General features: G+C 74.5%; 21 protein-coding genes and 1 pseudogene. 14 read left to right on the forward strand and 8 right to left on the reverse strand.

All coding sequences use genetic code 11. The features are described from left to right. Nucleotides 1-259 precede the first annotated feature (259 nt). The 4 genes from AB0O09_RS32465 to AB0O09_RS32480 all read left to right on the forward strand — a co-directional run bounded on the left by AB0O09_RS32465 (nucleotide 260) and on the right by AB0O09_RS32480 (nucleotide 5187). Nucleotides 260-784, forward strand: a complete 525-nt coding sequence (locus AB0O09_RS32465; RefSeq protein WP_363548075.1) for a hypothetical protein — start codon at nucleotides 260-262, stop codon at nucleotides 782-784. A 183-nt stretch (nucleotides 785-967) separates the two neighbouring features. Beyond that, nucleotides 968-1798 (forward strand): Crystal protein ET79, encoded by an 831-nt coding sequence (locus AB0O09_RS32470; protein ID WP_363548077.1) that lies wholly within the window; start codon nucleotides 968-970, stop codon nucleotides 1796-1798. 4 nt (nucleotides 1799-1802) lie between these two features. Next, nucleotides 1803-2357, forward strand: coding sequence for a hypothetical protein (locus AB0O09_RS32475; RefSeq protein ID WP_363548080.1), 555 nt, complete (start codon nucleotides 1803-1805; stop codon nucleotides 2355-2357). 115 nt (nucleotides 2358-2472) lie between these two features. Continuing rightward, entirely contained in the window at nucleotides 2473-5187 is a 2715-nt protein-coding gene (locus tag AB0O09_RS32480) for a BTAD domain-containing putative transcriptional regulator (RefSeq protein ID WP_363548083.1), read from the forward strand. Between the two features lie 161 nt (nucleotides 5188-5348). Here the strand turns inward: AB0O09_RS32480 and AB0O09_RS32485 are convergent, their stop codons facing one another. After that, on the reverse strand, nucleotides 5349-5480 hold the full coding sequence (locus AB0O09_RS32485; RefSeq protein ID WP_359985878.1) for a hypothetical protein: 132 nt from the start codon (nucleotides 5478-5480) through the stop codon (nucleotides 5349-5351). Between the two features lie 217 nt (nucleotides 5481-5697). After that, nucleotides 5698-6282 carry an XRE family transcriptional regulator gene (locus AB0O09_RS32490; RefSeq protein ID WP_363548086.1) on the reverse strand — a complete coding sequence of 195 codons (585 nt, stop codon included), beginning with the start codon at nucleotides 6280-6282 and terminating at the stop codon, nucleotides 5698-5700. Nucleotides 6283-6399: 117 nt separating this feature from the next. On the opposite strand from AB0O09_RS32490, the gene AB0O09_RS32495 reads away from it, so the two are divergent. From AB0O09_RS32495 to AB0O09_RS32510, 4 genes are all read left to right on the forward strand, one after another. After that, the gene (locus AB0O09_RS32495; protein WP_363548089.1) at nucleotides 6400-7236 is read left to right on the forward strand and encodes an EamA family transporter; all 837 of its coding nucleotides are present in this window, start codon (nucleotides 6400-6402) and stop codon (nucleotides 7234-7236) included. A 156-nt stretch (nucleotides 7237-7392) separates the two neighbouring features. Further along, nucleotides 7393-7695: a hypothetical protein gene (locus AB0O09_RS32500; protein ID WP_363548092.1), complete on the forward strand. Its 303-nt coding sequence runs from the start codon at nucleotides 7393-7395 to the stop codon at nucleotides 7693-7695. Nucleotides 7696-7883: 188 nt separating this feature from the next. Then, entirely contained in the window at nucleotides 7884-8483 is a 600-nt protein-coding gene (locus tag AB0O09_RS32505) for a hypothetical protein (protein ID WP_363548095.1), read from the forward strand. Nucleotides 8484-8509: 26 nt separating this feature from the next. Further along, the gene (locus AB0O09_RS32510; RefSeq protein WP_363548098.1) at nucleotides 8510-8968 is read left to right on the forward strand and encodes a carboxymuconolactone decarboxylase family protein; all 459 of its coding nucleotides are present in this window, start codon (nucleotides 8510-8512) and stop codon (nucleotides 8966-8968) included. Nucleotides 8969-8996: 28 nt separating this feature from the next. On the opposite strand, the gene AB0O09_RS32515 is transcribed toward AB0O09_RS32510, so the two are convergent. Beyond that, entirely contained in the window at nucleotides 8997-9362 is a 366-nt protein-coding gene (locus AB0O09_RS32515; protein ID WP_363548101.1) for a hypothetical protein, read from the reverse strand. 541 nt (nucleotides 9363-9903) lie between these two features. On the opposite strand from AB0O09_RS32515, the gene AB0O09_RS32520 reads away from it, so the two are divergent. Then, nucleotides 9904-12048 carry an NPCBM/NEW2 domain-containing protein gene (locus AB0O09_RS32520; protein WP_363548104.1) on the forward strand — a complete coding sequence of 715 codons (2145 nt, stop codon included), beginning with the start codon at nucleotides 9904-9906 and terminating at the stop codon, nucleotides 12046-12048. A gap of 119 nt (nucleotides 12049-12167) precedes the next feature. Here the strand turns inward: AB0O09_RS32520 and AB0O09_RS32525 are convergent. Beyond that, a pseudogene (locus tag AB0O09_RS32525) lies at nucleotides 12168-12611 on the reverse strand (LysR substrate-binding domain-containing protein); the annotation flags it as partial. Here AB0O09_RS32525 and AB0O09_RS32530 point away from each other — a divergent pair. Beyond that, nucleotides 12549-12677, forward strand: coding sequence for a hypothetical protein (locus tag AB0O09_RS32530; RefSeq protein ID WP_363548159.1), 129 nt, complete (start codon nucleotides 12549-12551; stop codon nucleotides 12675-12677). The pseudogene AB0O09_RS32525 and the gene AB0O09_RS32530 sit on opposite strands and share 63 nt — an antisense overlap. 59 nt (nucleotides 12678-12736) lie before the next feature. On the opposite strand, the gene AB0O09_RS32535 is transcribed toward AB0O09_RS32530, so the two are convergent. Beyond that, nucleotides 12737-13090 carry a VOC family protein gene (locus AB0O09_RS32535; RefSeq protein WP_363548107.1) on the reverse strand — a complete coding sequence of 118 codons (354 nt, stop codon included), beginning with the start codon at nucleotides 13088-13090 and terminating at the stop codon, nucleotides 12737-12739. Between the two features lie 310 nt (nucleotides 13091-13400). Here AB0O09_RS32535 and AB0O09_RS32540 point away from each other — a divergent pair, with 310 nt between their 5' ends. From AB0O09_RS32540 to AB0O09_RS32550, 3 genes are all read left to right on the forward strand, one after another. After that, a complete protein-coding gene (locus AB0O09_RS32540; protein WP_363548110.1) occupies nucleotides 13401-14447 on the forward strand; it encodes a substrate-binding domain-containing protein in 1047 nt (348 codons plus the stop codon). A gap of 103 nt (nucleotides 14448-14550) precedes the next feature. Continuing rightward, the gene (locus tag AB0O09_RS32545) at nucleotides 14551-16122 is read left to right on the forward strand and encodes a sugar ABC transporter ATP-binding protein (RefSeq protein WP_363548112.1); all 1572 of its coding nucleotides are present in this window, start codon (nucleotides 14551-14553) and stop codon (nucleotides 16120-16122) included. Next, nucleotides 16119-17156, forward strand: coding sequence for an ABC transporter permease (locus tag AB0O09_RS32550; protein ID WP_363548115.1), 1038 nt, complete (start codon nucleotides 16119-16121; stop codon nucleotides 17154-17156). The genes AB0O09_RS32545 and AB0O09_RS32550 overlap by 4 nt, the downstream gene beginning before the upstream one ends. Before the next feature lie 111 nt (nucleotides 17157-17267). Here the strand turns inward: AB0O09_RS32550 and AB0O09_RS32555 are convergent, their stop codons facing one another. From AB0O09_RS32555 to AB0O09_RS32565, 3 genes are all read right to left on the reverse strand, one after another. Then, on the reverse strand, nucleotides 17268-18914 hold the full coding sequence (locus AB0O09_RS32555; protein WP_363548118.1) for an amidohydrolase: 1647 nt from the start codon (nucleotides 18912-18914) through the stop codon (nucleotides 17268-17270). Then, nucleotides 18911-20365: an APC family permease gene (locus tag AB0O09_RS32560; protein WP_363548120.1), complete on the reverse strand. Its 1455-nt coding sequence runs from the start codon at nucleotides 20363-20365 to the stop codon at nucleotides 18911-18913. The genes AB0O09_RS32555 and AB0O09_RS32560 overlap by 4 nt, the downstream gene beginning before the upstream one ends. A gap of 156 nt (nucleotides 20366-20521) precedes the next feature. Next, a complete protein-coding gene (locus tag AB0O09_RS32565) occupies nucleotides 20522-21442 on the reverse strand; it encodes an AsnC family transcriptional regulator (protein WP_363548123.1) in 921 nt (306 codons plus the stop codon). 778 nt (nucleotides 21443-22220) lie between these two features. On the opposite strand from AB0O09_RS32565, the gene AB0O09_RS32570 reads away from it, so the two are divergent. After that, entirely contained in the window at nucleotides 22221-23993 is a 1773-nt protein-coding gene (locus AB0O09_RS32570; RefSeq protein WP_363548126.1) for a cation:proton antiporter, read from the forward strand. Nucleotides 23994-24278: the final 285 nt, after the last annotated feature.

Raw genomic sequence — 24278 nt, forward strand, 5'->3', positions numbered from 1 at the left:
GTGTCACCATCAGCACCCTCCGGGAGGGAGGCAGTCCGCCGGGACGGGGATTCCGTGCGCCGCCCGTGCGATGGCCGTCAGCAGGCCGGACGCGCCCGCGCCACGACGAGATGCAGCCGAAGGTCTACGCTGTGGCCCGCGGTCGCCGACCGGTCGTCGGACTGCGCGAAGCGATGATCCACGGGTGACCGCATTCGCGCCGCCCACCCCGTTGGTCCGAAGTCAGGGGTCTCGGCGTTCGCCGAGGAGGGAGCTCATCATGCGGTCGGGCGGTCCACAGCCGATGGTCCGGCGTTTCGTCTGCGCGGTCGGTGCGGGGGCGGCCCTGGCCGCGACCTCGGGCTGCACCGTTCCCGTCGATGCCGTCGCGGGCATCTCCGTGAGCGGTGACGGCCATCTGCTCGGCGTCATGATGGTCTGCGGACACCGGATCGACGGGGCGACCCTCTACGTGCGAAGCGCCGACCCCGACGAGACGGTCGCATCGTGGACCGCGGACCAGGCCCTCAAGCCGGGCCTCACCACCTGGACCCTCGACTCGCCCGCGGCCGGCTGGGTGGCGACGGGCCCTTCGGTTCCGCTCACCGCCGGGGCCCACTACACGCTCTACGGCTGGACCAAGGACAACTCCTGGTCCTCGGCCGGTGTCTCCTTCACCCTCGCCGACCGGGACCTGCTCACGCCGGGGAACGTCCGCTACGTCGACCTCTCGGCCGACGGTCAGGCCTCCGCGGTCACCGTCCCCGTCGCGGAGTTCGAGGCCAAGGCCTGCCGTCGCTCGTAGCGTCCTCGGGGCGGGCCCCGTGGGCGGTCCGACAGCCGTTCGGTAGTGGAGCGTTAGTGGTGCCGTCGACCGTGGGACCACGCCGTACGGAGCGGCGGTCGACGAGGAGGCGTGATGTTCCGCAAGGGGAGTGCCGGCAGGCGCGGCGCAGGGGCGATGCGAGGGGTCGGGGGAGCGGCCGTCGTGGCGGCGGTGAGCGCGGTCGTGCTGGCGGGTGCGCCGGCGGCGGTGGCCGCGGGCGGGCAGGGGGCCGCCGAGGGGCCGGCCGCGCTGCGGTCGGCGCGCAGCACCAGCGTCTCGCTGTACAACGGCACCGCGGACGTGATCTACCGGAACTACAGCGGGCTCTCGCACGGGGTCTGGGACGACTCGACCCCGCCGGAGTCCGTCGGGCACGCCGCGACGGCGTACTGGGGTTCGCACTCCTCGGGCTTCATGACGGGGACCGAGGGCGAGGCGCGCTACCAGCTGGCGGGCGGCGAGGCGGTGATCCACTGGAACAACCCGTACGCGGGCGGCAACTCGTACAGCTGCTCCGTTCCGCGTGGCTACACCTGCTCGTGGAGCGGCGGAGGCGGGAACAACGCCTCGGTGGCGTTCACCCTCGGCGGCAGCCCGGCCCTCGCGGGCGCCGCCGCCGAGCGGCGGGCCCCGGCCGTGCAGGCGGCCGCCAGGAGCACCCACGTGGCGCTGCAGAACCGCACGACGTCGGTGCTGGAGCGCACGTCCTCCGCCCTGCAGCACGGCACGTGGACGGAGAACATGCTGCCCCCGGACGCGGTGTACCCGATGTCCAACGGCGCCTGGCAGTCGGAGTCGAACGGCTTCATGACCGGCACGGAGGGCCGGGCCGTCTACAACATGTACGGGGTGGGGAACGTCTCGATCTGGTGGGACAACCCGTACTCCGGCAGCAACAAGTACGGCTGCGACGTTCCGGAGGGCTACACCTGCAGCCGTGACGGCGGCGGTGGCGACAACGCCTACGTGGCCTTCACCGTGCGGAAGGGCTGAGCCGATGACCCGCATCCTGCGCACCCCGCCCGGCACCCGGGCGCTGGTCGCGGCCGCACTCGCCGCGGCGACCCTCCTGCCGCTGGGCACCGCCGGGGCCGCCACCGCGGCCACCACGAGCAACGCGGTCGGCGCGCCGGCCCCGGGCCCGGCCGCGCTGTCGGCGATCAGCGACGGCCAGCACTACGTCCTCGCGCCGCAGCACGCACCCGACCAGTGGCTGGGCGAGGTCAGCTGGAACAGCATCGTCGCCCGGGCGAGCAGGCTCTGGTACGGCAACCAGTACCACCACGCGCTGTGGACCGCCCGGGTCGCCGGTGACGGGAGCGTCGAGCTCCAGAACGTCGACTTCGGCGGCAGCCTCCAGGACGACAACGGGGCCGTCGAGGCGAACTGGGGCCAGGGCGGCACCTGGGACTGGACCGCGGTCGCGGGCCCGGGCGGCACCGTCGCGCTGCGGAACCGCGTCACCGGCCGCTACCTCGCGCTGAACGCGGCGAACGTCGCCGTCACCGCGGCGACCGCCTACTTCTGGTACGTCGTCAACGCCCACGTGTAGCAGCCCCGTGGTGCCCGTGCCCCCGATCGCCCGGTGTGATCGGGGGCACGTGTATGAACACGGTCAAGTCGGGTAGCTCCCCACCGTTCAGCGGACGAACCGTGGGGAGAACGCGTTGCTCGACTTCCGCCTGCTCGGCCCGGTGGAGGCGCACTGCGACGGAACGGGCGTCGACCTCGGGCCGCCGAAACGACGCACCGTCCTCGCGATGCTGCTGCTCGCCGACGGCGCACTGGTGACCACCGACCGGCTGAGCGAGGCACTCTGGCACGAGCAGCCGCCGACCCACGCCAGGACCGCCGTCCAGGGCCACATCTCGCAGCTGCGCCGACGGCTCCACCCGACCGGCTGCGCCGCGATCGTGACGGCCGGCGACGGCTACCTGCTGCGCACCTCGACCGACCGGGTCGACGCCCGCCGCTTCCGCACCGGCGTCCAGGAGGCCCGGCGCCACCACCGCGGCGCACCCGCGTCCGCCGTGCCCGTGCTGCGCGATGCCCTGCGGCTCTGGCGCGGACCCGCCCTCGCCGGACTCCGCCCCACCCCGCTGATCGCCTCCCTGGCGGCCGAGTTGGAGGAATCCCGGCTCATCGCCGTCGAGGAGCTCGGCCAGGCCCTGACCGCCGCGGGCCTCGCCGAGGAGGCCGTCGGCCTGCTCCGCGGCCCCGTCTGCCGGCACCCGCTGCGCGAATCGCTGGTCGCCCCGCTGCTCGACGCCCTGCTCGCCACCGACCGGCAGGCCGCCGCCATCGCGCTCTACCACGACACGGCCCGGCGGCTGGCCGACGAACTCGGCGTGGACCCGGGCCCCGCCATGACCGGCGCCTACGCCCGCATCCTCGCCGCACCCGGCGCGCCAGCGGGCACCGGCACGGGCCCCGGCGAGCACACCGAAACCCCCGCCGGCCCCGCCGAAGCCGTCGACGGCCCCGCCAGGTCCGTCGACGCGCCGCCCCCGCTCCTGCTGCCCCGCAGCCCGGCGGGATTCACCGGCCGGCCGCGCGAACTCGCCGCGCTGGACGCCGTCCTGGCCGCACCCGCGGACGCCCCCGTCTGCCTGGTCACCGGACCGGCCGGCGTCGGCAAGAGCGCCCTGGTCGCCCACTGGGCACAGCGCGCCGCCCACGCCTTTCCCGACGGAGTCCTCTTCGCCCGGCTCGGCGGCTTCGCCGGTACCGTGCCCGCCGCCGACCCGGTCTTCGTCCTGCGGGACTTCCTCGTCGCCCTCGGCATCCGGCCCGACGACGTCCCCCGCAACCCCGTCGCCGCCGAGAGCCTCTACCGCACCCTGCTCCGCCACCGCCGCGCGCTGGTCGTCCTCGACGACGCCCTGAACCACGACCAGGTACGGCCGCTGCTGCCCGGCGCCGCGGGCTGCGCGACCGTGGTCACCAGCCGCGACCGGCTGGAGGGCCTGATCGCCGGCGACTGCGCCCGACCGCTGCTGATCGACCGCCTGGGGCCCGAGGAAGGCGCCGCGTTGCTCGCGGGTGTGCTCGGCACGCACCGGGTGGCCGCCGAACCCGACGCCGTCGCGCACCTGGTCCGGCTCTGCGACGGCCTGCCGCTCGCCCTGCGGCTGACCGCCGCCCGGCTCGCCCTGCGGCCGGAGCGGCCGCTGCGCCGAGCCGCCGAGGAACTGCACGACGAACAGCAGCGGCTCGCCCTGCTCGCCGCCGGGGACCTCGACCTGGCCTCGGTGCTGCGAGCCGGTGTCGCCCAGCTGCCGGCCGCCGCCGCAGAGCTCCTCGGACTGCTGGCCCACCACCTCGGGCCCGACATCGACCTCGGCGCGGCGGCCGCGCTGGCCGCCGCCGCACCGGGGGAGACCAGGGCGGCGCTGGAACGGCTGGTCGCCGCCAACCTGCTGGAGGAACGGGCGGACGGCCGGTACGCCCTGCACGACCTGGTCCGGCTGTACGCGCGCACGCTGCGGCCCGCGCCCGACCCCCGGCGCATCCTGCCGCTCCTCGACCACTACCTGTGCGGCGCACTGGCCGCCTCCGCGGCCGCCGTCGCCGGCAGCCAGCCCTGCTGCGCGCTCCCCGCGGACGTCCACCGGCCGGCTGCGGAACCGGACTTCGCGGACCGGGCCGCCGCGATGGCCTGGTACGCGACCGAGCGGAGCACGCTGGTCGCGGCCGTCGGGGCGGCGGCCGACGCGCACCACCACGACCGGGCGTGGCGGCTCGCCGTCCTGCTGTGGCCCCTGGTGGTGCAGCAGCCCGAGGCGCAGTGGGACGGGCCGCTGGGCCGCGCGCTCGACTCGGCGGCCGAACTCGGGGACGCCGACGCGGAGTCACGGGTGAGGACGCTGCTCGGCTGGGTGCTGACGGAGCAGGGCCGGCACGAGGAGGCGGTCCGCCACCTCGAGTCCGCCCCGGACCTCGCCCGGCGGGCCGGCGACACCGAGGGCGAGGCCATCGCCACCGCCAACCTGGCCCAGCTGCACGACCGGCTCGGCCACCCCGCCCGGGCCGGCCGCGGATACGAGCGGGCGCAGCTGCTGGCCCGCGACGCCGGCAGTCCGCAGACGCACATGCTCACCACGTACCACCTGGCCCGTCACCACCTGAACGACGGGCGCCCCGCGGAGGCGCTCGCGCTCGCCCGCCACGGACTGGACCTGGCCCCGGCGGAGCAGGTCCCGGCCCGCCGGGCGATGCTCACCGACCTCTGCGGGCAGGCCCTGCTGAGGCTGGGTCGGCCCGGCGAGGCCGCCGAGCACTTCTCCTGCGCCGCGCGTCTCGCCGAACAGGACGGCTTCACCGCCGACGCGGCCGAGTACCGCGCCCGTGCGGCCGAGACGGGGCGCCCGGGCCGCGCCTGAGGCCCGGTGGACGGAGCCCGCCGGCCGCACACGGTACGCGGAGCGTCTGCCGTGGCAAACACGGAGGCCCCGTCCGGTCGTCGGGACCGGGCGGGACCTCGTCATTCGTTCCCGGGCGGACCCGGGAGCACCTGCCGTCGTCGGGGGACGGGGTGTCGGCGTCAGGCCTTGCGGGCCTCGGCGCGGGCGGCGGTGCGGTTCTTGCGCTGGGCCGCGCGGGCGAGTCGGTGCTGCTCGGCCTGCCGGAGCCGCTCGTCCATCGTCGCGCGTGCCGCATCGAGCTGGTAGCCCATGGTGGTCTCCCCCTTGGTGGGCGGCTGTGGGCATCACCGTGATGCCGGTCCTGGAGGCCGCCCTCGCATCTCAGATTCTACACCCACCCGGGCGCAGTTGCTTTCGTTTAATTGGCGTTCACCGATAAGTGCCTTTCTATCGAAGGTCCAAAGGGGTGGTGGCCTGCGGGTGTGGGCGGCCGTGAGGTCCGTCCGGATCAGGCCGGATCGGGCCGGATCAGGCCGGGGAGCCTGGGCCGGGCGGCAGGTGGACGGTCATGACCAGGGTGCAGGGGCCGGTGCCCGCCCCGCGGTAGGCGTGGGCGGTGTCGCCGTCGAAGGTGGCGGTCTGCCCGGCCTCGACGGTGTGCTCGGCGCCGTCGACGACCAGCGTCATCCGTCCGGCGGTGACGCTGACGGTCTCCACGGCGCCCGCCCGGTGCGGGTGGCTGGTGTACTCCTCGCCCGGCTCCAGGCGCCACCGCCACACCTCGACCGGGGCCGGGCCCGAGGTCGTCAGGACGAGCCTGGCCTCGCCCCCGTGCTCGCCCGTCCACAGCGGCGCCGCGGCGTCGGCGGAGACGATCCGCACCCGGCCCTCGGGCGGTCCCTGCATCAGGTCGGACACCGAGATGCCGAGGGTGTCGGCGAGCCGGACGAGGGTGGCCAGGTTGGGATTGCCCTGGGCCTTCTCGAGGGCGACCAGGGCGCCCTTGCTCACCCGGGCGCGCCGGCCCAGCTCGTCCAGCGACAGGCCCGCCCGCGTGCGGGCCGCCCGGACGTTGTGCGCCACCGTCCGCAGAGCCTCGGTCGCGTCCGCCACCTGGTCACCATCCCCTCGTTCGGGCCAGCAGAGTGCACTGCGAGGTCACTCCATTGGACCATGTCGGTCGATCCGATGTACGTTCCAGTCGTTCCACTGACATCGTAGGAATGAACCGTGATCGCTCTGCTCCTCGCCCTCGGCAGCTCCCTCGCCTACGGCTGCGCCGACTTCCTGGGCGGCCTCGGCTCCCGCAAGGCCCACGTGCTGCGCACCGTGCTGATCGCGGCCCCCGCCTCGCTCGCCGTCGAACTGCTGCTCTGGCCGGTGCTCGGCGCCACGTTCGGCCCCGGCGCCGTCGGGTGGGGCGCCGCCTCCGGCGTCGCCTCGGCCGCCGCGTTCGCCCTGCTCTACCGCACCCTGGCGATCGGCCCCATGAACGTGCTGTCCCCGGTGACCGCCCTGGTCTCCGCCGCCCTGCCGGTCGCGGTCGGCCTGCTGCAGGGCGAGCACCTGACCACCGCCGGAGTCCTCGGCCTGCCGCTCGCCCTGCTCGCGGTCGTCCTGGTCAGCGCCGGCCCCGGGACAGGCGCGGCCCGCCCCTCCCGGGCCGCCCTGCTGCTGGCCCTCGGCGCCGGCGCCGCCATCGCCCTCCAACTGGTCTTCCTGCACCAGGCGCCGAACGACAGCGGCATCGCCCCGCTGATCGTGGGACGGGCGGTCTCCTCCGCGGTCGTCCTCGCCGCGGCCGGCCTGCTCCGCCGCAGGCTCGGCACCGAACGGCCCGCCTACGCGATGTCCGCGGGCGCCGGCGTCCTGGACTCCGTGGCCAACCTGCTGTTCCTGCTCGCCGTGCGCAGCGGGGACCTCACCGTCGTCGCCGTGATCACCGCCCTGTACCCGGCCGGCACCGTCCTGCTCGCCCGTGCCGTGCTCGGCGAACGCATCCACCGCGGCCAACTCGCCGGTCTCGGCGTCGCCGCGCTCGCCGTCAGCCTGCTGGCCCTCGCCTGAGACGGCCGACCCGTGCGGCGCGTCCGCCGGACGCCCCGCCGTCGGCGGGCGCTGGCGCACTCCGGCCGCACACCCGTCTGCCTTTGCGGCACGCCGGTGGCGGGGGGACGCTGGACGGGCGGACGGCCACCGTCCGCCGAGTCGAGGAGGCCGTACGTGACGTTCATTCAGATCATCGAGTACAAGACCAGTCGGATCGACGAGTTCAACGCCCTGCTGGACGCCTGGGTGGAGAAGAACGAGGGCAACCGGGTGGCCACCAGAGCCGTGCAGGCCAAGGACCGCGACGCCGAGAACACCTACCTGAACATCGTGGAGTTCCCCTCCTACGAGCAGGCCATGGAGAACTCCCGGCGCCCGGAGACCGGGGAGTTCGCGGCGCAGGCCGCGGCGCTCTGCGACGGGCCGCCGGTCTTCCGGAACCTCGAGGTGACGAACGAGCGGGGCTTCGAGGGCTGACCGCCCGCACCGTTCGGCCGGGACGGCCGCCGCGAAGGTGCGGCGGCCGTCCCCCGTGGCCGGTCCGCGGGCACGGTCCGGAGGGCTGGGCCGTGCGGGTGGGAGGCGGGGCGCTCGTGGTGTGGTGCCGGTGCCCGGGCGGGCGGCCGTAGCAGGCTGGAGGTACGGCGGCAGGCGGGAGAGGGCGTGTGAGTGTGCGCAGCCCCGGCGGCAGGGTGGGCGGGGACGTCGACCGGACCGCCGGCGGGGAGCGGCCGGCCGCCGACGCCGGTGTGCTGGGGACGGCCCTCGGCGTGGTGCTGGCGTTCTCGCTCGCGGAGGGCTCCTGGCAGTGGTTCTCCAGCTACCTCGGGGTGACGCTGCTCGCGGTGGTCCTCTCCTTCGGCCGGGTGCCGGAGCCCACGCCCGGCCGCCGGAGCGCCTACCGGTGGAGCCTGGCCGCCTACTCGCTGGTCGTCGGCCTCTGCGTGGCACTGGCGCTCGCGCCCGCACTGCAGCGCTGGGACTGGCTCTTCCCGATGCCCGGGACCCGGCAGGCCTGCGTGCAGTCCGGCCGGTACCAGAGCCTGCAGGCGCAGGCCGCCCTCGGCGACCTCGCCGGTCGCGATGCCGCCGCGCTCGCCCGCGTGCAGCAGAAGCAGGGGCAGGAGGCCGTCGACGACTGCCTCGCGGCGACGACCACCCGCTGGCTGCCGGCGTACGCGCTGGGAACGGCGCTGCTCGTCGGCGCGGCCGCGTGGTCGCGGGGCCGGGCCCGGCCGCGCAGCACGGCGCCCGCGACCGCGTGAACGACCACCTGACGACACGGAGCCCCATGACAGCCGACGGTACGACCGACAGCACCACCGACAGCACGACCGACAGTGCGAACGCACGCACCCGCCGGGCCCGGTTCGAACGGGGCATAGAGGTGCTCTCCCGGATCGACGGCGAGGCGGGCGAGCGGGTGGTGGCCGCACTCTCGGACGTCTCCCCGGAGATGGCGCACCAGATCGCCGCCTGGGGGTTCGGCGAGATCTACTCCCGGCCCGCCCTGCCGCCCCGCGACCGCCAACTCCTCACCCTCGGCATGCTCACCGCACTCGGCGGCTGCGAACCCCAGATCGAGGTGCACGTCCACGCCGCCCTCAACGTCGGCCTGACGGCCCGGGAGATCGTCGAGGCGCTGCTCCACGCGGCCGCCTACTGCGGGTTCCCGAAGGCGATCAACGCCACCCTCGCCGCGAAGCGGGTCTTCGCCGAACGCGGACTGCTGCCCGTGCACGACGACTGACCGGCACCACCCACCCGCCGCCGCCGGGTCACTTCGGCGGTGCGGTGTTCAGCGTCGACCAGGGGCCCTGCCCGAGGAAGTCGATCCGGCCCGATCCGTCGACGCGGACGGTGAAGACGTTGCCCTTCCAGCCCAGGGCGCCCGTGTCCGGGCGGCCCGCGGCATGGGCGGCGAACAGGCCGGTGAGGTCCGCGGGGGTCGCGGTGGCGGGCCGGTTGTCGGGGCTGAGCAGGTGGACGGCCGCGCCGGCGACGAGGTGCAGCGTCCTCACCCCCGTCCCGCCGGCGCCCTCCACCACCGGGTCGAGCCCGTCGGGGCTGCACGTCACCCTGGTGTCGGAGACGACGAGGTCGGCACCGCCGTCGGCGGTCTTCGCGGCCGAGGACACGAACACCCAGGCCGCGCCGGCCGGAGCACCGCATGTTCCGCCGGCCGCAGCCGCCGCCACGCTCGGAGCACCGGTGGGGGCGCCGGTCGGACGAGCCGGGGCGCTGCCGGATGCGGGAGCGGACGGAGCCGCCGGTGCCGCCACGGACGAACGCGCCGGAGCGGGCTCCGCCCGGCCGGGCGCGGGCTCGGGCGAGCCGCAGGCCGTGAGTGCGAACAGGAGCGAGGCGGCCGCCGCGCCGAGGAGCGGGGCGCGGTGCACGGAAACGGAGTCGTTCATGGAATCCCCCTGAGGAAAGCTGTGCCGGTTCGGCACCTCTCACAACGCGCTGACCGGCCGTCAGGTCGCACGGCGATCCGCCCGGGGCAGCCGCGGGGGCGGCACTAGTCGAGAACCAGCCGACTTCCTTGTGCAGCAAGGCTGGTGGAGTCCGCTCACGGACTGCGGATTCTCTTGACAACCGGGAGTCAACGGGCCGACGCTCGGAACTGCTCGATTCCGTTGGATTCAGTGCTTTTGTGTGCTGATCGCGTCCCGGAGGCCATGCATGACCCTGATCCCCCACAAGATCCGACACCGGGCCGTCGGAGTGGCCACCACCCTGGCCATGCTGTGCGGCGGCGGCACCCTGGGCGCCGCCGCGCTGGTCGGCCTTGAGGTGGCGGGCGCCGCCCCGGCCGCCGCGCTGCAGAACTCCCAGGCCGTCACCCCGCAGATGGGGTTCAACAACTGGAACTCCACGCACTGCCGCGCCGAGTTCAACGAGGCCATGGTCAAGGGCATCGCCGACATCTTCGTCTCCAAGGGGCTGAAGGCGGCCGGCTACACCTACGTCAACCTCGACGACTGCTGGGCGATGCCGACCCGCGACGCCGCCGGCGACCTCGTGCCCGACCCCGTGCGCTTCCCGAACGGCATCAAGGCGGTCGCCGACTACGTGCACGCCAAGGGGCTGAAGTTCGGCCTGTACTCCAGCGCCGGCACCAGGACCTGCGACGGGCTCGGCTTCCCCGGCGGCCTCGGCCACGAACAGCAGGACGCGAACCTCTGGGCGTCCTGGGGCGTCGACTACCTGAAGTACGACAACTGCAACAACCAGGGCGTCGACGCGAAGCAGCGGTACAAGGCCATGGGCGACGCCCTGAAGGCCACCGGCCGCCCCATCCTCTACAGCATCTGCGAATGGGGCAGCAGCCGGCCCTGGACGTGGGCCCAGGAGACCGGCAACTCCTGGCGGACCACCGGCGACATCTCCGACTCCTGGTCGAGCATGATCTCCATCGCGCACGAGAACCAGGCCCTCGCCCCCTACGCGGGCCCGAACGCCTGGAACGACCCCGACATGCTGGAGGTCGGCAACGGCGGCATGACGGACACCGAGTACCGCACCCACTTCAGCCTCTGGGCGGAGATGGCCGCGCCGCTGCTGATCGGCTCCGACCTGCGCACCGCCGGCGCCGCGACCATGGCCGTCCTCACCAACGCCGACGTCATCGCCGTCGACCAGGACCCGCTCGGCCGGCAGGGCGCCGTGATCTCCTCCGGCGACGGACTGGTCGTCATGAGCAAGCCGCTCGCCGACGGCAGCCGCGCCGTCACCCTGACCAACGAGACCGCCGCCACCAGGACGGTCGCCACGACCGCCGCGGCCGCCGGCATCGGCGGCGCCGCCTCGTACACCCTCAAGGACCTCTGGTCCAAGCAGACCACCACCACGACCGGCGCGATCAGCGCCTCCGTCCCCTCGCACGGCACGGTGATGTTCCGGGTCACGCCCGCCGCGCCGACCGCGCTGCCCACCGGACTCCACTGGCTCGGCGACCTGGCCTGGTCCACCGCGCCCGCCAACGCCTGGGGACCGGTCGAGCGGAACCACAGCAACGGCGAGACCGCACCCGGTGACGGACGGACCCTCACCGTCGGCGGCACCGCCTACGCCAAGGGCCTCGGCGTGCACGCCGGTTCGGACGTCCGCTACCACCTCGGCGGCACCTGCACCGGACTGGTGGTCGACGTCGGCATCGACGACGAGGTCGGCAGCAACGGATCCGCGGTCTTCCAGGTCTACCGCGACGACACTCTGGTGGCCGACAGCGGAATCCGCCGCGGCACCGACCCGGCCCTGCGGCTGACGGCCGACCTCACCGGCGGCAGCGACCTGCGGCTCGTCGTCACCGACGCCGGCGACGGCAAGGACTACGACCACGCGGACTGGGCCGGCGCCCGCATCGGCTGCGGGACGGCGCCGGCACCCGGCACCCACGCCCTCGGCGACCTGGCGTGGACCGCCGCGTTCAACGGCTGGGGCCCGGTCGAGCACGACCGCAGCAACGGCGAGGCGGCGGCCGGTGACGGACGGACCCTCACCGTCGGCGGCACCGCCTACGCCAAGGGCCTCGGCGTCCACGCCACCTCCACCGTCACCTACTACCTCGGCGGCCGGTGCACCGCCCTGAGCACCGACGCCGGTGTGGACGACGAGGTCGGCTCCAACGGCTCGGTCACCTTCCAGGTCCTCGCCGACGGAGTGAAGGTCGCCGGGAGCGGCACGGTCACCGGCGCCGGCGGCGCCGTCCACCTCGACGCCCCGCTCACCGGCGCCTACGAACTGACCCTGGAGGTCGGAGCCGCCGACAACGGCAACACCTACGACCACGCGGACTGGGCCGCACCCCGGCTGACCTGCGTCTGACCGGAACCCCGACCGGTCCCGCCACCCGCGGCGGGACCGGCTCCGCCCGGCCGCTCCTCCGCGGCCCACCCGGCGTCGGCCCCGTCCACCACGGCGGCCCCCGGCGCCGCCGCCGGCGGACGGAGGACCCTGCGGACGGCGTCCCGGAGCCAGCGGTGGCCTCCGTCGGCCGTGTGCCGGGGGTGCCAGGCCATGCCGATGGTGACCGGCGGCAGGGACAGCGGGAGGTCGAGCAGGTGCAGTCCGAGGGCGACGGCGTCGGGGGTGAGGGGCGAGGGCGCGGCGCCGGGGAGCGCGGGCGGGCACCAGGCAGACGACGTCGCTGCGGGCCGCGAGGGCCATCGCGGCCAGGCGGCCCGGGAGGACGACGCCCACCCGCCGGCGGAGGCCGAGCTCGGCCGGCGCGGTGTCGAGGGGCCGGTGAACCGGCCGCGACGGCTGACCACGACGTGCTCCGCGGCGGCGAGCCGGGCCGGGGTCAGCGGCCCCTCGGTGAGCGGATGTCCGGGCCGGACGGCCGCGACCATGCGCAGACCGACCAACTGCTCGACCCGGGTCTCCGGGTACGTGCCGAGAACGGCTACGCGCGGACCTACGGCCTCGAACCCGCGGCGATCGTCACCACCTGACGCGCCGTTCGCCTGCGGCACCGGCCCGGGGGTCCCGCCCGCCTCGCACGGGTGCCCGCTCAGGCGGGTTGCCACAGTTCGATCCGGCGGCCCTCGGGATCGGTGACCCAGCCGAACCGGCCGACACCCTCCATCTCCTGGGTCTCCCCGGACACGTCGGCGCCCTTGGTCCGCAGCTGTGCGAGCATCGCGTCCAGGTCGCGGACCCGGAAGTTGAGCATGGTCTGCTGGGTGGGGGACCCGAAGTAGTCCGTCCCGGAGTCGAACGCCGCGAACACCGTCGGCCCGGCCTCCTGCTGCCAGAGGCCGTACTCGTCCGCGTCCAGCCCCAGGCAGTCGCGGTACCAGGCGCTCATGGCCGCCGGGTCGGCCGCCCGCAGGAAGTACCCACCGATTCCAAGCACACGTTCCATGGCGCCATCCTGCCAGGGCCGGTCCCGGAGCGCGGGCAGCACCGCCGACCGGCGCCGCGGGCCGTGGCCGGGACGCAACGTCAACTTGGCAGCTGAGAAAGAGAGGTGACGGAACGAAGGCGCAGCCGTCCGCTCCATGGTCACAAGCTGGTCTCGACGATCCCGCCCCCTTGACGGTGCCATGCAACACGGGTGTCATATGTTGCATACCGTTTGAACGTGTTTGTTCTTGATGGAACTCGGGACGTCTGCTGCGGCGGCCCGAGCGCACCCGCCGCGCCGCCGCCGGCGCATGCCCGAAGGAGCTCCCATGTTCCGCACCACCACCCGTGCCGCCGCCGCGGCGGGCCTGCTGCTCACCCTCGGCCTGACCACCGCCTGCTCCACCGGGCAGGAGTCGCTGAAGGGCGACGCGGGCCCCACGGCGCCGGTGAACGGCAGGATCTCGCTCACCTACCTGCAGAAGCAGGGCGACCAGGAGTACTTCGTGGGCGAGGCCGCGGGCGCCAAGGCCAAGGCCGCCGAACTCGGCATCGACCTCAAGGTGGTGAACCTCGGCAACGACGCCAACAAGACCGTCAGCGAGGTGCAGTCCGCCGTCGCGCAGAAGACCGACGGCATCATCATCGTCGTGCCCGACCCCGCCGTCGGCCCGTCGGTCGTCCAGGCCGCCCGGGACGCCAAGGTGGCGCTGCTGACCTCCGACGACCAGATATGCGCCACCGGCCCCGACCCGGCGGCCTGCAGCAAGGACGACCTCGTCGCCCGGATCGGCTTCTCCGGCCGACAGATGGGCACCGAGGTCGGCAAGCGCGCCGCCGAGGAGTTCAAGAAGGCCGGCTGGAACCCGGCCGAGACCCGGATCGTCTCCGCCTGGAAGCAGGACGTCACCGTCTGCGGCGACCGGGTGAAGGCGGCCGAGGAGGCCTTCGCCGCCGGGTCGGGAGCCCAGGTGCAGAACATCGACGTCGCCACCGACAACACCCCCACCGGCGCCCAGGACAAGATCGCCGCGACGGTCACCGCCAACGCGGGCGTCAAGCACTGGGTCGTCTGGGGCTGCAACGACGAGAACGTCCAGGGCGGTGTCACCGCCATGGAGAACGCGGGCATCGGCCCCGGCGACGTCATCGGCGTCGGCCTCGGCGCCTACCTCGCCTGCAAGGACTGGAGCGGCGGCAAGCCCTCCGGCATGAAGGCCGCCCTGTTCATCAACGGCAAGGACGTCGGCGCGCTGGCCGTCCAGACCATGTACGACCGGCTCAAGAACGGCAAGGACTTCCCGAAGGAGGCGTTCGCGCCCACCACCATGGTCGACCCGACCACCTGGAAGTCCGCCGGCGTCAGCTGCAGCTGACGCCCCGCCGGTCGATCCCCGGTACGTCCGAGGGCCGGGCCGGCGTCGGCCCCTCCTTTGCGCAGCTCCGCGAACCCTCCCCGCACGAAACGAAGGTGACCCCATGAGCCGAGCCCACGACGAGAAGCCGGATCCCCGTCCGCCCACCGCCCCGGCCCCGGGCGGCGCCGGAGTGCGGAACCTCTCCAAGCGGTTCGGCGCCGTGCAGGCCCTGTCGGACGTCACCCTGGACTTCCCCGCCGGCCGGGTCACCGCGCTGATGGGCGAGAACGGCGCCGGCAAGTCGACCCTGCTGAAGATCCTCACCGGCGACCACCGGCCCACCGGGGGCGGCGTCCTCGTCGACGGCGCACCCGTCCAGCTCGCCTCGCCGACCGACGCCCACCGCGCCGGCATCCGGATCATCCCGCAGGAACCCGAGATCGTCCCGCACGTCTCCGTCGCCGAGAACGTCTACGTGGGTGCGCTGCCCCGAGCCGCCGGCCGCCGCCTCGACCGCGCCGAGCTGCGCCGCAAGATCACCGCCGACCTCGTACGCCTCGGCTTCGACAAGGTCCTCGACCCCGACCTGCTCGGCTCCGAGCTCACCCCCGCCCAGCGCCAGTTGGTCGAGATCATGCGGGCACTGACCGGCGAGGCCAAGGTCATCGCCTTCGACGAGCCCACCTCCTCGCTCTCCGAGCACGAGGTCGAGGCGCTCTTCGCACTGATCCGGCGGCTGCGCGCGGACGGCGTCGCCGTCGTCTACGTCTCCCACCGGATGCAGGAGATCTTCCGACTCGCCGACCGCATCGCCGTGCTGCGCGACGGCGCGCTCGCCGGCATCGAGGACGCCGCCGCCACCAGCGAGGGCGAACTCGTCCGGCTCATGGTCGGCCGCGACCTGTCCGCCGTGTTCTCCCGCCCGCACGTCGCCACCGACCGCCTGGTGCTCGACGTCCGCGGCCTCACCACCGACGACGTCCGCGACATCGACCTGCGGATCCACGCCGGCGAGGTCGTCGGCCTCGCCGGACTCATCGGCGCCGGACGCTCCGAGCTCGCCCTCGCCCTCGCCGGCGACCTGCCCGTCCGCTCCGGCACCGTCACCCTCGACGGGCGGCCGCTGCCCACCGGCCGGCCCGGCGCCGTGATCCGCGCCGGACTCGGCCTCGCCCCCGAGGAACGCAAGGCCCAGGCCCTCTTCCTGCACCGGTCGATCCGCGACAACACCTCGACCGTCGTCCTCGAACGCCTGCGCCGCTTCCGCTTCGTGCGCCGCTCGGCGGAGCGGCAGCTGGCCCAGGAGTACGCGGACCGGCTGCGGGTGCGCGCCCCCTCCATCGAGCACGAGGTCCGCAAGCTCTCCGGCGGCAACCAGCAGAAGGTCGTCCTCGCCCGCTGGCTCGCCCGCAGGCCGAAGGTGCTCATCCTGGACGAGCCGACCCGCGGCATCGACGTCGGGGCCAAGGCCGAGATCTACCGGATCATCGCCGACCTCGCGGCGGAGGGCGTCGCGATCCTGGTCATCTCCTCCGAACTCCCCGAGGTCCTCGGCCTCGCCGACCGCATCGTCGTCATGCAGAACGGCCGCATCACCGGCGAACTCGACCGCGCCGACGCCACCGAGGAGGCCGTCCTCAGCCTCGCGATGGCCGACGACATCGCCCCCGCCACCCCTGGAGCCGCCGCATGAGCACCACCACCGACACCCCGCCGGCCGGCACCGGCAGCACCGGGACGCGCAAGGGCGGCAACCCCGCCGCGGTCCTCGCCTCCGTCGGCGGGCAGAACCTCAGCCTGATCGGCGCACTGGTCGTCGTCCTCGCCCTCTTCGGCGCGCTTAACGACAACTACCTGAGCATCTCCAACCTCCAGGTCATCGCCGAGGCCGCCACCATCACCGGCCTGCTCGCCGTCGTCCAGACCGTCGTCATCATCTGCGGCGGCCTCGACATCTCCGTCGGCTCCCAGGCCGGCGTCGCCTCGGTGGTCAGCGCGATGGCCTTCACGTCGGCGGGCTCCAACGCCCTCGCCGGCATGGCCGCCGCCGTCGGCACGGGCGTCCTCATCGGCCTCCTCAACGGACTGGTCATCGTCTACGGCCGGGTCAACCCGACCATCGCCACCCTGGCCGGCCTCGCCGCCTACAAGGGAGTCGCCCAGCTGATCTCCAACGGCCGGGCCCAGGGCTACGTCCTCAACGACGACGTCTTCGTCTTCCTCGGCCGCGGCAGGATCGCCGGCCTGCCCGTCATGGTGTGGATCCTCATCGTCACCGCGCTCGCCGTCCACCTGCTGCTGAAGTACACCGACATCGGCCGCAACGTCTACGCGATCGGCGGCAACGACACCGCCGCCCGGCTCGCCGGCATCGACATCAACAAGTACCTGGTGGCCGTCTACGCCCTGATCGGCACCGTCGCCGCGGTCGCCGGCATCCTGCTCACCGCCCGCACCGGCAGCGGCCAGCCCACCTCCGGCAGCGAAGGACTCGAACTCAAGGCCATCACCGCCGCCGCCCTCGGCGGCTGCGCCCTCAAGGGCGGCAAGGGCGGCATCGGCGGCACCCTGCTCGCCGTCGCGCTGCTCGGCTGCCTGGAGAACGGACTGACCGTCGAAGGCATCAACTCCTTCTGGCAGAACGTCGCCCAGGGCGCCCTGCTGGTCATCGCCGTCGTCATCCAGCAGCGCCGCAGCGGCGAACGCGCCATCGGCCTGCCCGCCTGACGCCGGCCCCCGGTCGGAGTCCTCCGGGCTCGACCCGTAGCCCGGACCGGCAGGCCGCGGGCCCGCACCCCGGGGGAGGGGGTGCGGGCCGCACCTATCGGCGACGGACCGTCAGGCGGCCCGGTGGACGACCTCGCCGCCGAGCACGCCCAGCTCCACCCGGGCGTCGAGGAACGCCTTCGGTTCCAGTTCGAACAGGTCGTCGGAGAGCATCACCAGGTCGGCGAGCTTGCCGGGGACGACACTGCCGAGCTCGTGCTCCAGGTGGACGGCGTACGCGCTGCCCAGGGTGTAGCCGCGCAGCGCGGTCGCCAGGTCGAGCCTCTCCTCCGGCATCCACGGCTCGCCGCCGGCCAGGCCGCGGCGGGTCACCGCGGTGTACAGGCCGACCAGCGGGTCCATCTCCGCGACGTTCCAGTCGCTGGACAGCGCGAGCACCGCGCCGGACTCGTGCAGGCTGCGCATCGGCCAGGCCTTGTTCCAGCGGTGCTCGCCGACCGCCTCGGCCCAGTCCCGTCCGGGGCCGGCGATGTCCGGCGAGCAGTGCCGCGGCTGCATGCAGGCGACGACGCCGAGTTCGGCGAAGCGCGGCACGTCGGCCGGGTCCAGGCACTCCACGTGGACGACCTGGTGCCGGGCGTCGTTCGGCCCGTTGACGGCCCGGGCGTGCGCCACCGCGTCCAGCACGGTGCGGATCCCGCGGTCCCCGGTGGCGTGCACGAAGGCCTGGAAGCCGGCCGCGTCCAGCCCGGCCAGCACCTCCGCGAACTCCTCCGGCGGGTAGAAGGTCCCCCCGCGGTGGCCGTGGTGGCCGGCGTACGGTTCCAGCAGGGCCGCGGTGTGCGGCTCCACCACGTCGTCGATGTAGAGCTTCAGCGGCCCGACCCGGAACCGGTCGGAGGCGTGGCGCCGGGCGGCCGCGGCGAACGCCGCCAGGTCCTCCGGGGTGGTGCCGCGCGGGTGGAACAGCCCGGCGACCAGCCGGGACCGCAGCCGGCCCTCGGCGAGCGCCCGCTCGAACAACGGCAGGTCGTCGAGGGAGTTCTGCGGCTCCACGACCGTGGTGATCCCGTACCGGGCGGCCATGTCGAGGCTGCCGGCGAGCCGCCGGTACTGCCGGTCCGGGTCCGCCCAGGGCACGCCGGCCGCCCGAAGCGCCCGGTGGCCGTCCCGGGAGAGCCCGCGCACCGCGAAGTCGGTGAGGAAGCCGGTCGGTTCGCCCGTCGCCGGGTCCTTCCGCACGGTGCCGTACGCGGTCTGCGCGGTGTCCCGGTCGATGCCGAGGCGGCGCAGCGCCGCGGTGTTCAGCCAGGCGGTGTGCACGTCGTAGCTGAGCACGAAGGCCGGCCGGTCCCCGGTGAAGCGGTCCAGGTCGGCGGCGGTGGGCATCCGGCCGCCGGGGATCGCCGAGTAGTCGAAGGCCTCGCCCTCGATCCATGCGGCGTCGGGGTGGCTGCGCAGCCGGTCGGCGATCCGTGCGCCGATCTCGTCGAGGGTGCCGGCCCCGGCGAGCTGGACGCAGTCGGCGTCGGAGCCCAGCCGGACGTGGTTGTGGCTGTCGACGAACCCGGGCAGCACCAGCCGGCCGCGGGCGTCGACGGCCTCGGTGTCCGGGCCGGTGAACGCCCGCCAGCCGTCGCCGTCGCCGACCCAGGCGATCCGGCCGTCGCGGACGGCGACCGCCTCGGCGTGCGGACGGGCGTCGTCCACGGTGTGCACGTGGGCGTTGTACAGGACGAGGTCGGCGGGGCGGGTCACGGCCGGGCCCCGTTCAGCGGGGCGGCGGCGCCCCCGGTGCCGTCGGGATCGGGGGTGCCGGGGTCGGCGCCGTCGGGGTCGCCGACCACGTCGGCGGGCAGGCTGAGCACCCAGTGGGTGGCGCTGCGCGGACGCAGGTAGGCGAACCAGTAGCAGGTGCCGGCGAGCAGCACGCCGCCGGTGATCAGCAGGTCGCGGCCGGTCTGCCGGGTCAGCGAGTAGCCGAGGACGGCGATGGTGACGAGCGGCACGGCCGGCCAGAGCGGCATCCGCCAGGCGGGTACGGCGCGGTGGCGGGCGCGCCGGGCGGTCAGCGCGGCGCACCCGAGCAGCAGGTAGATCACCGCGACCACGACGCCGGTGAAGCCGAGCAGGGCGTCGATCGGCACCGCGAGGGCGAGCACCACCCCGGGCAGGCCGATCGCCAGGGTCGCGGCCCACGGCGAGCCCCAGCGGGGGTGCAGCGAGCCGAGCACCCGGTTGACCGGGTCGGGCCAGGTGCGGTCGCGGGCCGAGGCGTACAGCACCCGGCCGTTCTGCAGCACCATGACGATGACGGCGTTCAGGACGGCGGCGGCGATGCAGAGGCTGACGAAGGTGCCGACGGTGCTGCCCGCCCAGGAGTCGACGATCGCGACGAGGTCGCCCTCGGCGAGCCGGTCCGGCGAGTCGACGCCCAGGCAGATCGCGGCGACCGGCACGGTGATCAGCAGCACGCCGGCCAGCAGCGACCAGAGCACCGTGCGGGCCACCGTGCGGCGGGGGTCGCGCAGGTCCTCGGAGAGGTAGACGGCGGTGCCGAAGCCGTTGTAGGTGAACAGGGCGACGGCCAGGCCCGAGACCAGCAGGCCCGCGGTGAACGGTCCGGTGCCGCCGTGCCCGTCCGGGACGACGGCGTGCACCAGGCTGCCCAGCGGCCGGTGGACGTGGGTCAGCCCGAGCACGCTGACCACGGCCGCGGCGAGCACCTCCAGGCCGAGGAAGAGGCCGGTGATCAGCGCGTTGGACTTGATGTCCAGGACGCCGACGGCGACGGCGAGGGCCATCACCACGGCCCCGGTGACCGCCGGGTCGAGGGCGGCCACCGAGGACAGGTAGCCGGCCGTGCCGAGCGCGATGATCGGCGGGATCACCAGCAGCGACACCACCGAGATCACGAACACCAGCCAGCCGGCCAGCCGGCCGAGCAGCTGCCCGACGATCGAGTACTCGCCGCCGGCGCTCGGGACGAGCGTGCCGAGCTCCGCGTAGCAGAAGCCGACACCGAGCGAGAGCAGCGCGGCGATCAGCAGGGTGAGGACGGTGCCGCTGCCCTGGGTCTGCAGCAGCGGCGGCACCACGATGAACAGCGAGGAGGCCGGGGTCACGCAGGAGAGGGTCAGCAGGACGCCGCCGAAGACGCCGAGCGAGCGGGGCAGCGCGGCGACGCCGCTCTGGGGGGATCTGGACATCAGCCGTCCCGACAGGGTGGGGGAGAGGGGGGCGCCGGTCATTCAATGCCCGGCGAAAACACCGCGTCAATGACCTGCGGATACATTTCCGCAGGCAATTCGCCTCTGATCCTGCGATTCGTAAACGGGTAGTGCTTGCGGCGATCGATCCACCGGTCAGGCCGGGAGATCGTAGCTGTACGTCTCCTTCACGATGTCGAGGTGGTACCAGGACTCGGCGCGGACCACGCCCGGCAGGGCGCGCAGTGCGTCCAGGGCGCCGAGCAGGGCCGCCCGGTCCGCGGCGTCCACCCCGCAGACCACGTCGAAGCGACCGTGGCCCGCGGCCACGTAGTTCACCCCCGGCAGTCCGACGGCGAGCGCGGCCGCCTCCCGGGCGGCGCCCCGCACCCCCAGCCCCACGCCGACCGCCTCCCGCACCCCGAGCGCCTGCGAGGCGACCAGCCCGGTCACGTGCACGGCCCCCGACTCCAGCAGCCGCAGCACCCGGGCGCGGGTCGCCGGCTGCGACAGCCCCACCCGCTCCGCCAGCGCCGCGAACGACGCCCGCCCGTCCACCTGCAGCAGGCCCAGCAGCACCCGGTCCGTCTCGTCGACCGGCGGCGGAGGCCCCTCGGCCGGCCGCGGCGCCGCCGGGCCGCCCGGCAGCGGCGAGTACGCGTCCCGCAGCAGCTCCGCACAGCGGAACACCTCGATGCCGTGCACCCCCGGGACGCCCCGCAGCGCGGTGAACTCGCGCTCCAGCGCACGGTCGTCCGCGACCCGGACCTCGGCCACCACCGCGCCGCCGCCCGCCGTGCACGACACGAACGACGTGGCGGGCCGGGCCGCCGCCGCCTCGGCCACCGGCCGCGCCGGGCCCTCGACCGCCAGCGACACATGCGCGACCGCCGTGATCCCGACCACCGACGGCCGGACGATCCCCACCACCCGCACCGCGCCGGAGGAGGTCAGCCGGTGCACCCGCGCCCGCGCCGCCTCCCGCGAGACCCCCAGCAGCTCGGCCAGGCGCTGGTAGCTCGCCCGCCCGTCCCGCTGCAGCTCGCGGACCAGCGCCGCATCCAGCCTGTCCAGCACCGCCGCCACACCCTTCCCGCCGACCGGCCGGCGACGACGCCCGCCACCGCCCCGCCGAGCCTATGGCGTGTCCGCAGAGCGGGTGTGTCGTGGCCCGGTGCGTGCCGCGTCGTCATGAGCCGACCGACGGGTCGTGGGCGGCGGTCGAGCCGTGTCCGGTGCCACGGCGGACGGGCCGTCCGGTCCGGGACCGTCGGCCTGCGACCGCCGCAGCCCGCTGCTCGCCTCCGCACCCACTGGTGGGACCCCCGACGACCGCACCCGCTGCGAAGCGGCCGTGCACCGCATCGGTGCCGCGCCGCGGCCCGGGCAGGCCCGGGAACCGGCGCGGCCGGGCCGGGGCCGACAGGGCCCACTCGTGCGTCAGGATCCGCGCCCGGGGCCGCTCGGCGCCGTTCCGGCGGATCGGCGGGCTCCCGGAGGGCGGGGTGGGGCGACGCGCCGCGGAGCGGTGGAACGCCGTCGACCGGGTGGCGCAAGGACGGCCCTTCCGGCGCGCAGCCTCCCGTGCACGGTGATTGTGTGGCGGCCGGACTTCAGACGCGGCCGGGCGCGGAGCGAGGAGGGAGCCAGCTGTGGGGACGGTGACCGACGACGTGCCTCCTGCCCGTCCGGCCCGGTGCGGCGGTCCGTGCGAGCCGGTGGCGTCCGCCCGGAAGCGCCTGACGGCGGGCGCGGTCGTCCACCGCCCCGGGCGCGGGGAGGCCGGGGGAGCGGCGGGTGTACGGGACCGGATCGGCCCCGGGCCTTCTCCGCGGCCGGGAGGGGCGGGCCCGTCGTGACCCAGGAGCAGATCCTCCTGGGCGCCGCGCTGACCGTCGCGCTGGCAGTGGGCTCCCAGATCCTGGCGAGCAAGCTGCACGTCCCGTCGCTGATCGTGCTGCTGCCCGTCGGATTCGCCGCCGGGGCCCTCACCAAGGTGGTCCGCCCCGACAACCTGGTACCCGACTTCACGGCCCTGGTGTCGCTCGCGGTGGCCGTGATCCTCTACGACGCGGGGCTGGGACTCGATCCGCAGCAGATGAAGGGCGAGACCAGGAGCGTGGTGACCCGGCTGATCGTGCTGGGGATCCCCATCACGGCCGGAGCCTGCCTGGGGCTGGTCGTCGCGCTGTTCGACGTTCCGGTCGCCGTGGCGCTCATGCTCGGCGTCATCCTCGTCGTCTCCGGGCCGACCGTCGTCGGTCCGCTGCTCGAGCATGCCAGGCTCGCCGACCGGGTGCGCTCCGTCCTGACCTGGGAGGGGACCCTCGTCGACCCCCTCGGCGGCATCCTCGGCGCCGTCGTCTTCCACCTCATCGTCCGGTTGCAGGACAAGGAGGGCTACCGGGTCGGCCTGTTCTTCGGAAGCATGGCCGTCGGGCTGGCCGGCGGCGCCGTCGGCGTCGCGGTGCTGTGGCTGACCCTGCGCAAGCTGCGGCTCGGCGGGACGCTCGGCACGCTCGCGCAACTGGCCACGGTCGTCGCGGTGGCGGCGGGCTGCGACATCGTCCTGGACGACACCGGGCTCATCGCGGCGATCGTCACCGGCATCGGGGTGGCGAACCTGCCCGGATTCGACATGCCGGCCCGCCGCCCGTTCTTCGAGACGGTCGTCCAACTGGTCATCGGCCTGCTGTTCATCTCCATCTCGGCCTCGGTCGCGCCGAAGTCCGTCGCGTCGGTGCTGCTTCCGTCGCTGGCGCTGACCGCGGCGCTCGTCCTGGTGGTGCGGCCGCTGGTGTCCGTGGTGGCGACCGCCCGGACGGACGTCGGCTCCGGGGAGCGCGCCGTCATCGGCTGGATGGCGCCCCGGGGCATCGTCGCCGCCTCCACCGCCGCGACGTTCTCCGCCTCGCTCGTCCACCGGGGCCTGGCGGGCGCCGACAAGATCCTGCCGGTCACCTTCCTGGTGATCGTCGGAACCGTCCTGGTCTACGCACTGACCGTCAGGCCGGTCGCCGCACGGCTGGGGGTCGGCGAGTCGGCACGCTCACGGCCCCTGCTGGTCGGCGGCGCACCGTGGGTGATCGACCTCGCGCGGTCGCTCCGTGCGGCTGGCCTGGACGTGCTCATGTGGGCCGGCCTGCCCCGGGAGCGGGACCGGATCAGGGAGGCGGGGATGGAGCTGGCCCCGGGGGAGCTCCTGGCCACGGCGACCGACCCCGGGGCCCGCCTGGAGGGCGTCACGACCGCGCTGCTGCTCACGGACGACGACGACCTGAACGCGCTCGCCTCGGTGGTCGTGCAGGACAGCCTCGACGGTCCGGTGTACCGGGTCGGCCCGCACCCCGGAGGTCAGGGCATCGTCGCCCCGTACACCGGCGGCGGCGTCCTCTTCGGCCCCGGCCTCGTCCGGAGCGTCCTGGAGGACCGCCACGAGCTCGGCGCGCGCTTCGTCGTGCGGCCGGCCGCCGACCCGCTCCCCCCGGGCCACGAGCTGCTCTTCGTCGTGCGGGCCGACGGCCGACTCGAACCCGTCACCGAGGCCCGGGACGTCGTTCCGGCGGCCGACGACACGCTCGTGCTCCTGGGCCCCGTGCCGAACGCCTCGGTCGCAGGCCGTGCTTGAACGCGTCGGACTCCTGGTCCAGGGCCCGCGACAGCGCCGAGAAGCCCAGCGGCACGACGATGGCGAGGGCGGCTGCCCCGGTCGATGCCCAGGGCGACGCTGACGATCGCGTTGTACTCGGGACCGACCACCGTGGCGGCCACGATGAGGATCCGGGAGTTCGACATGATGCCGACGGCCCCGATGATCCCGGCGACGGCCAGGAAGAGGTAGAAGGAGGGCAGGTGGGTTCCCTCCGACCGGATGTGCGCCTCGACCGCGGCCCACAGCGGGGTGTGGACGAGC

This window comes from Kitasatospora sp. NPDC093679 (assembly GCF_040683455.1).
Taxonomy (GTDB): domain Bacteria; phylum Actinomycetota; class Actinomycetes; order Streptomycetales; family Streptomycetaceae; genus Kitasatospora; species Kitasatospora arboriphila.

What these genes read in the sequence shown, in the direction of transcription:
- AB0O09_RS32465 (WP_363548075.1), top strand. Translation starts at nt 260, where the DNA reads ATGCGGTCGGGCGGTCCACAGCCGATGGTCCGGCGTTTCGTCTGCGCG.
- AB0O09_RS32475 (WP_363548080.1), top strand. Translation starts at nt 1,803, where the DNA reads ATGACCCGCATCCTGCGCACCCCGCCCGGCACCCGGGCGCTGGTCGCG.
- AB0O09_RS32485 (WP_359985878.1), bottom strand. Translation starts at nt 5,480, where the DNA reads ATGGGCTACCAGCTCGATGCGGCACGCGCGACGATGGACGAGCGGCTC.
- AB0O09_RS32510 (WP_363548098.1), top strand. Translation starts at nt 8,510, where the DNA reads ATGACAGCCGACGGTACGACCGACAGCACCACCGACAGCACGACCGAC.
- AB0O09_RS32520 (WP_363548104.1), top strand. Translation starts at nt 9,904, where the DNA reads ATGACCCTGATCCCCCACAAGATCCGACACCGGGCCGTCGGAGTGGCC.
- AB0O09_RS32530 (WP_363548159.1), top strand. Translation starts at nt 12,549, where the DNA reads ATGTCCGGGCCGGACGGCCGCGACCATGCGCAGACCGACCAACTGCTC.
- AB0O09_RS32535 (WP_363548107.1), bottom strand. Translation starts at nt 13,090, where the DNA reads ATGGAACGTGTGCTTGGAATCGGTGGGTACTTCCTGCGGGCGGCCGAC.
- AB0O09_RS32540 (WP_363548110.1), top strand. Translation starts at nt 13,401, where the DNA reads ATGTTCCGCACCACCACCCGTGCCGCCGCCGCGGCGGGCCTGCTGCTC.
- AB0O09_RS32545 (WP_363548112.1), top strand. Translation starts at nt 14,551, where the DNA reads ATGAGCCGAGCCCACGACGAGAAGCCGGATCCCCGTCCGCCCACCGCC.
- AB0O09_RS32550 (WP_363548115.1), top strand. Translation starts at nt 16,119, where the DNA reads ATGAGCACCACCACCGACACCCCGCCGGCCGGCACCGGCAGCACCGGG.
- AB0O09_RS32560 (WP_363548120.1), bottom strand. Translation starts at nt 20,365, where the DNA reads ATGTCCAGATCCCCCCAGAGCGGCGTCGCCGCGCTGCCCCGCTCGCTC.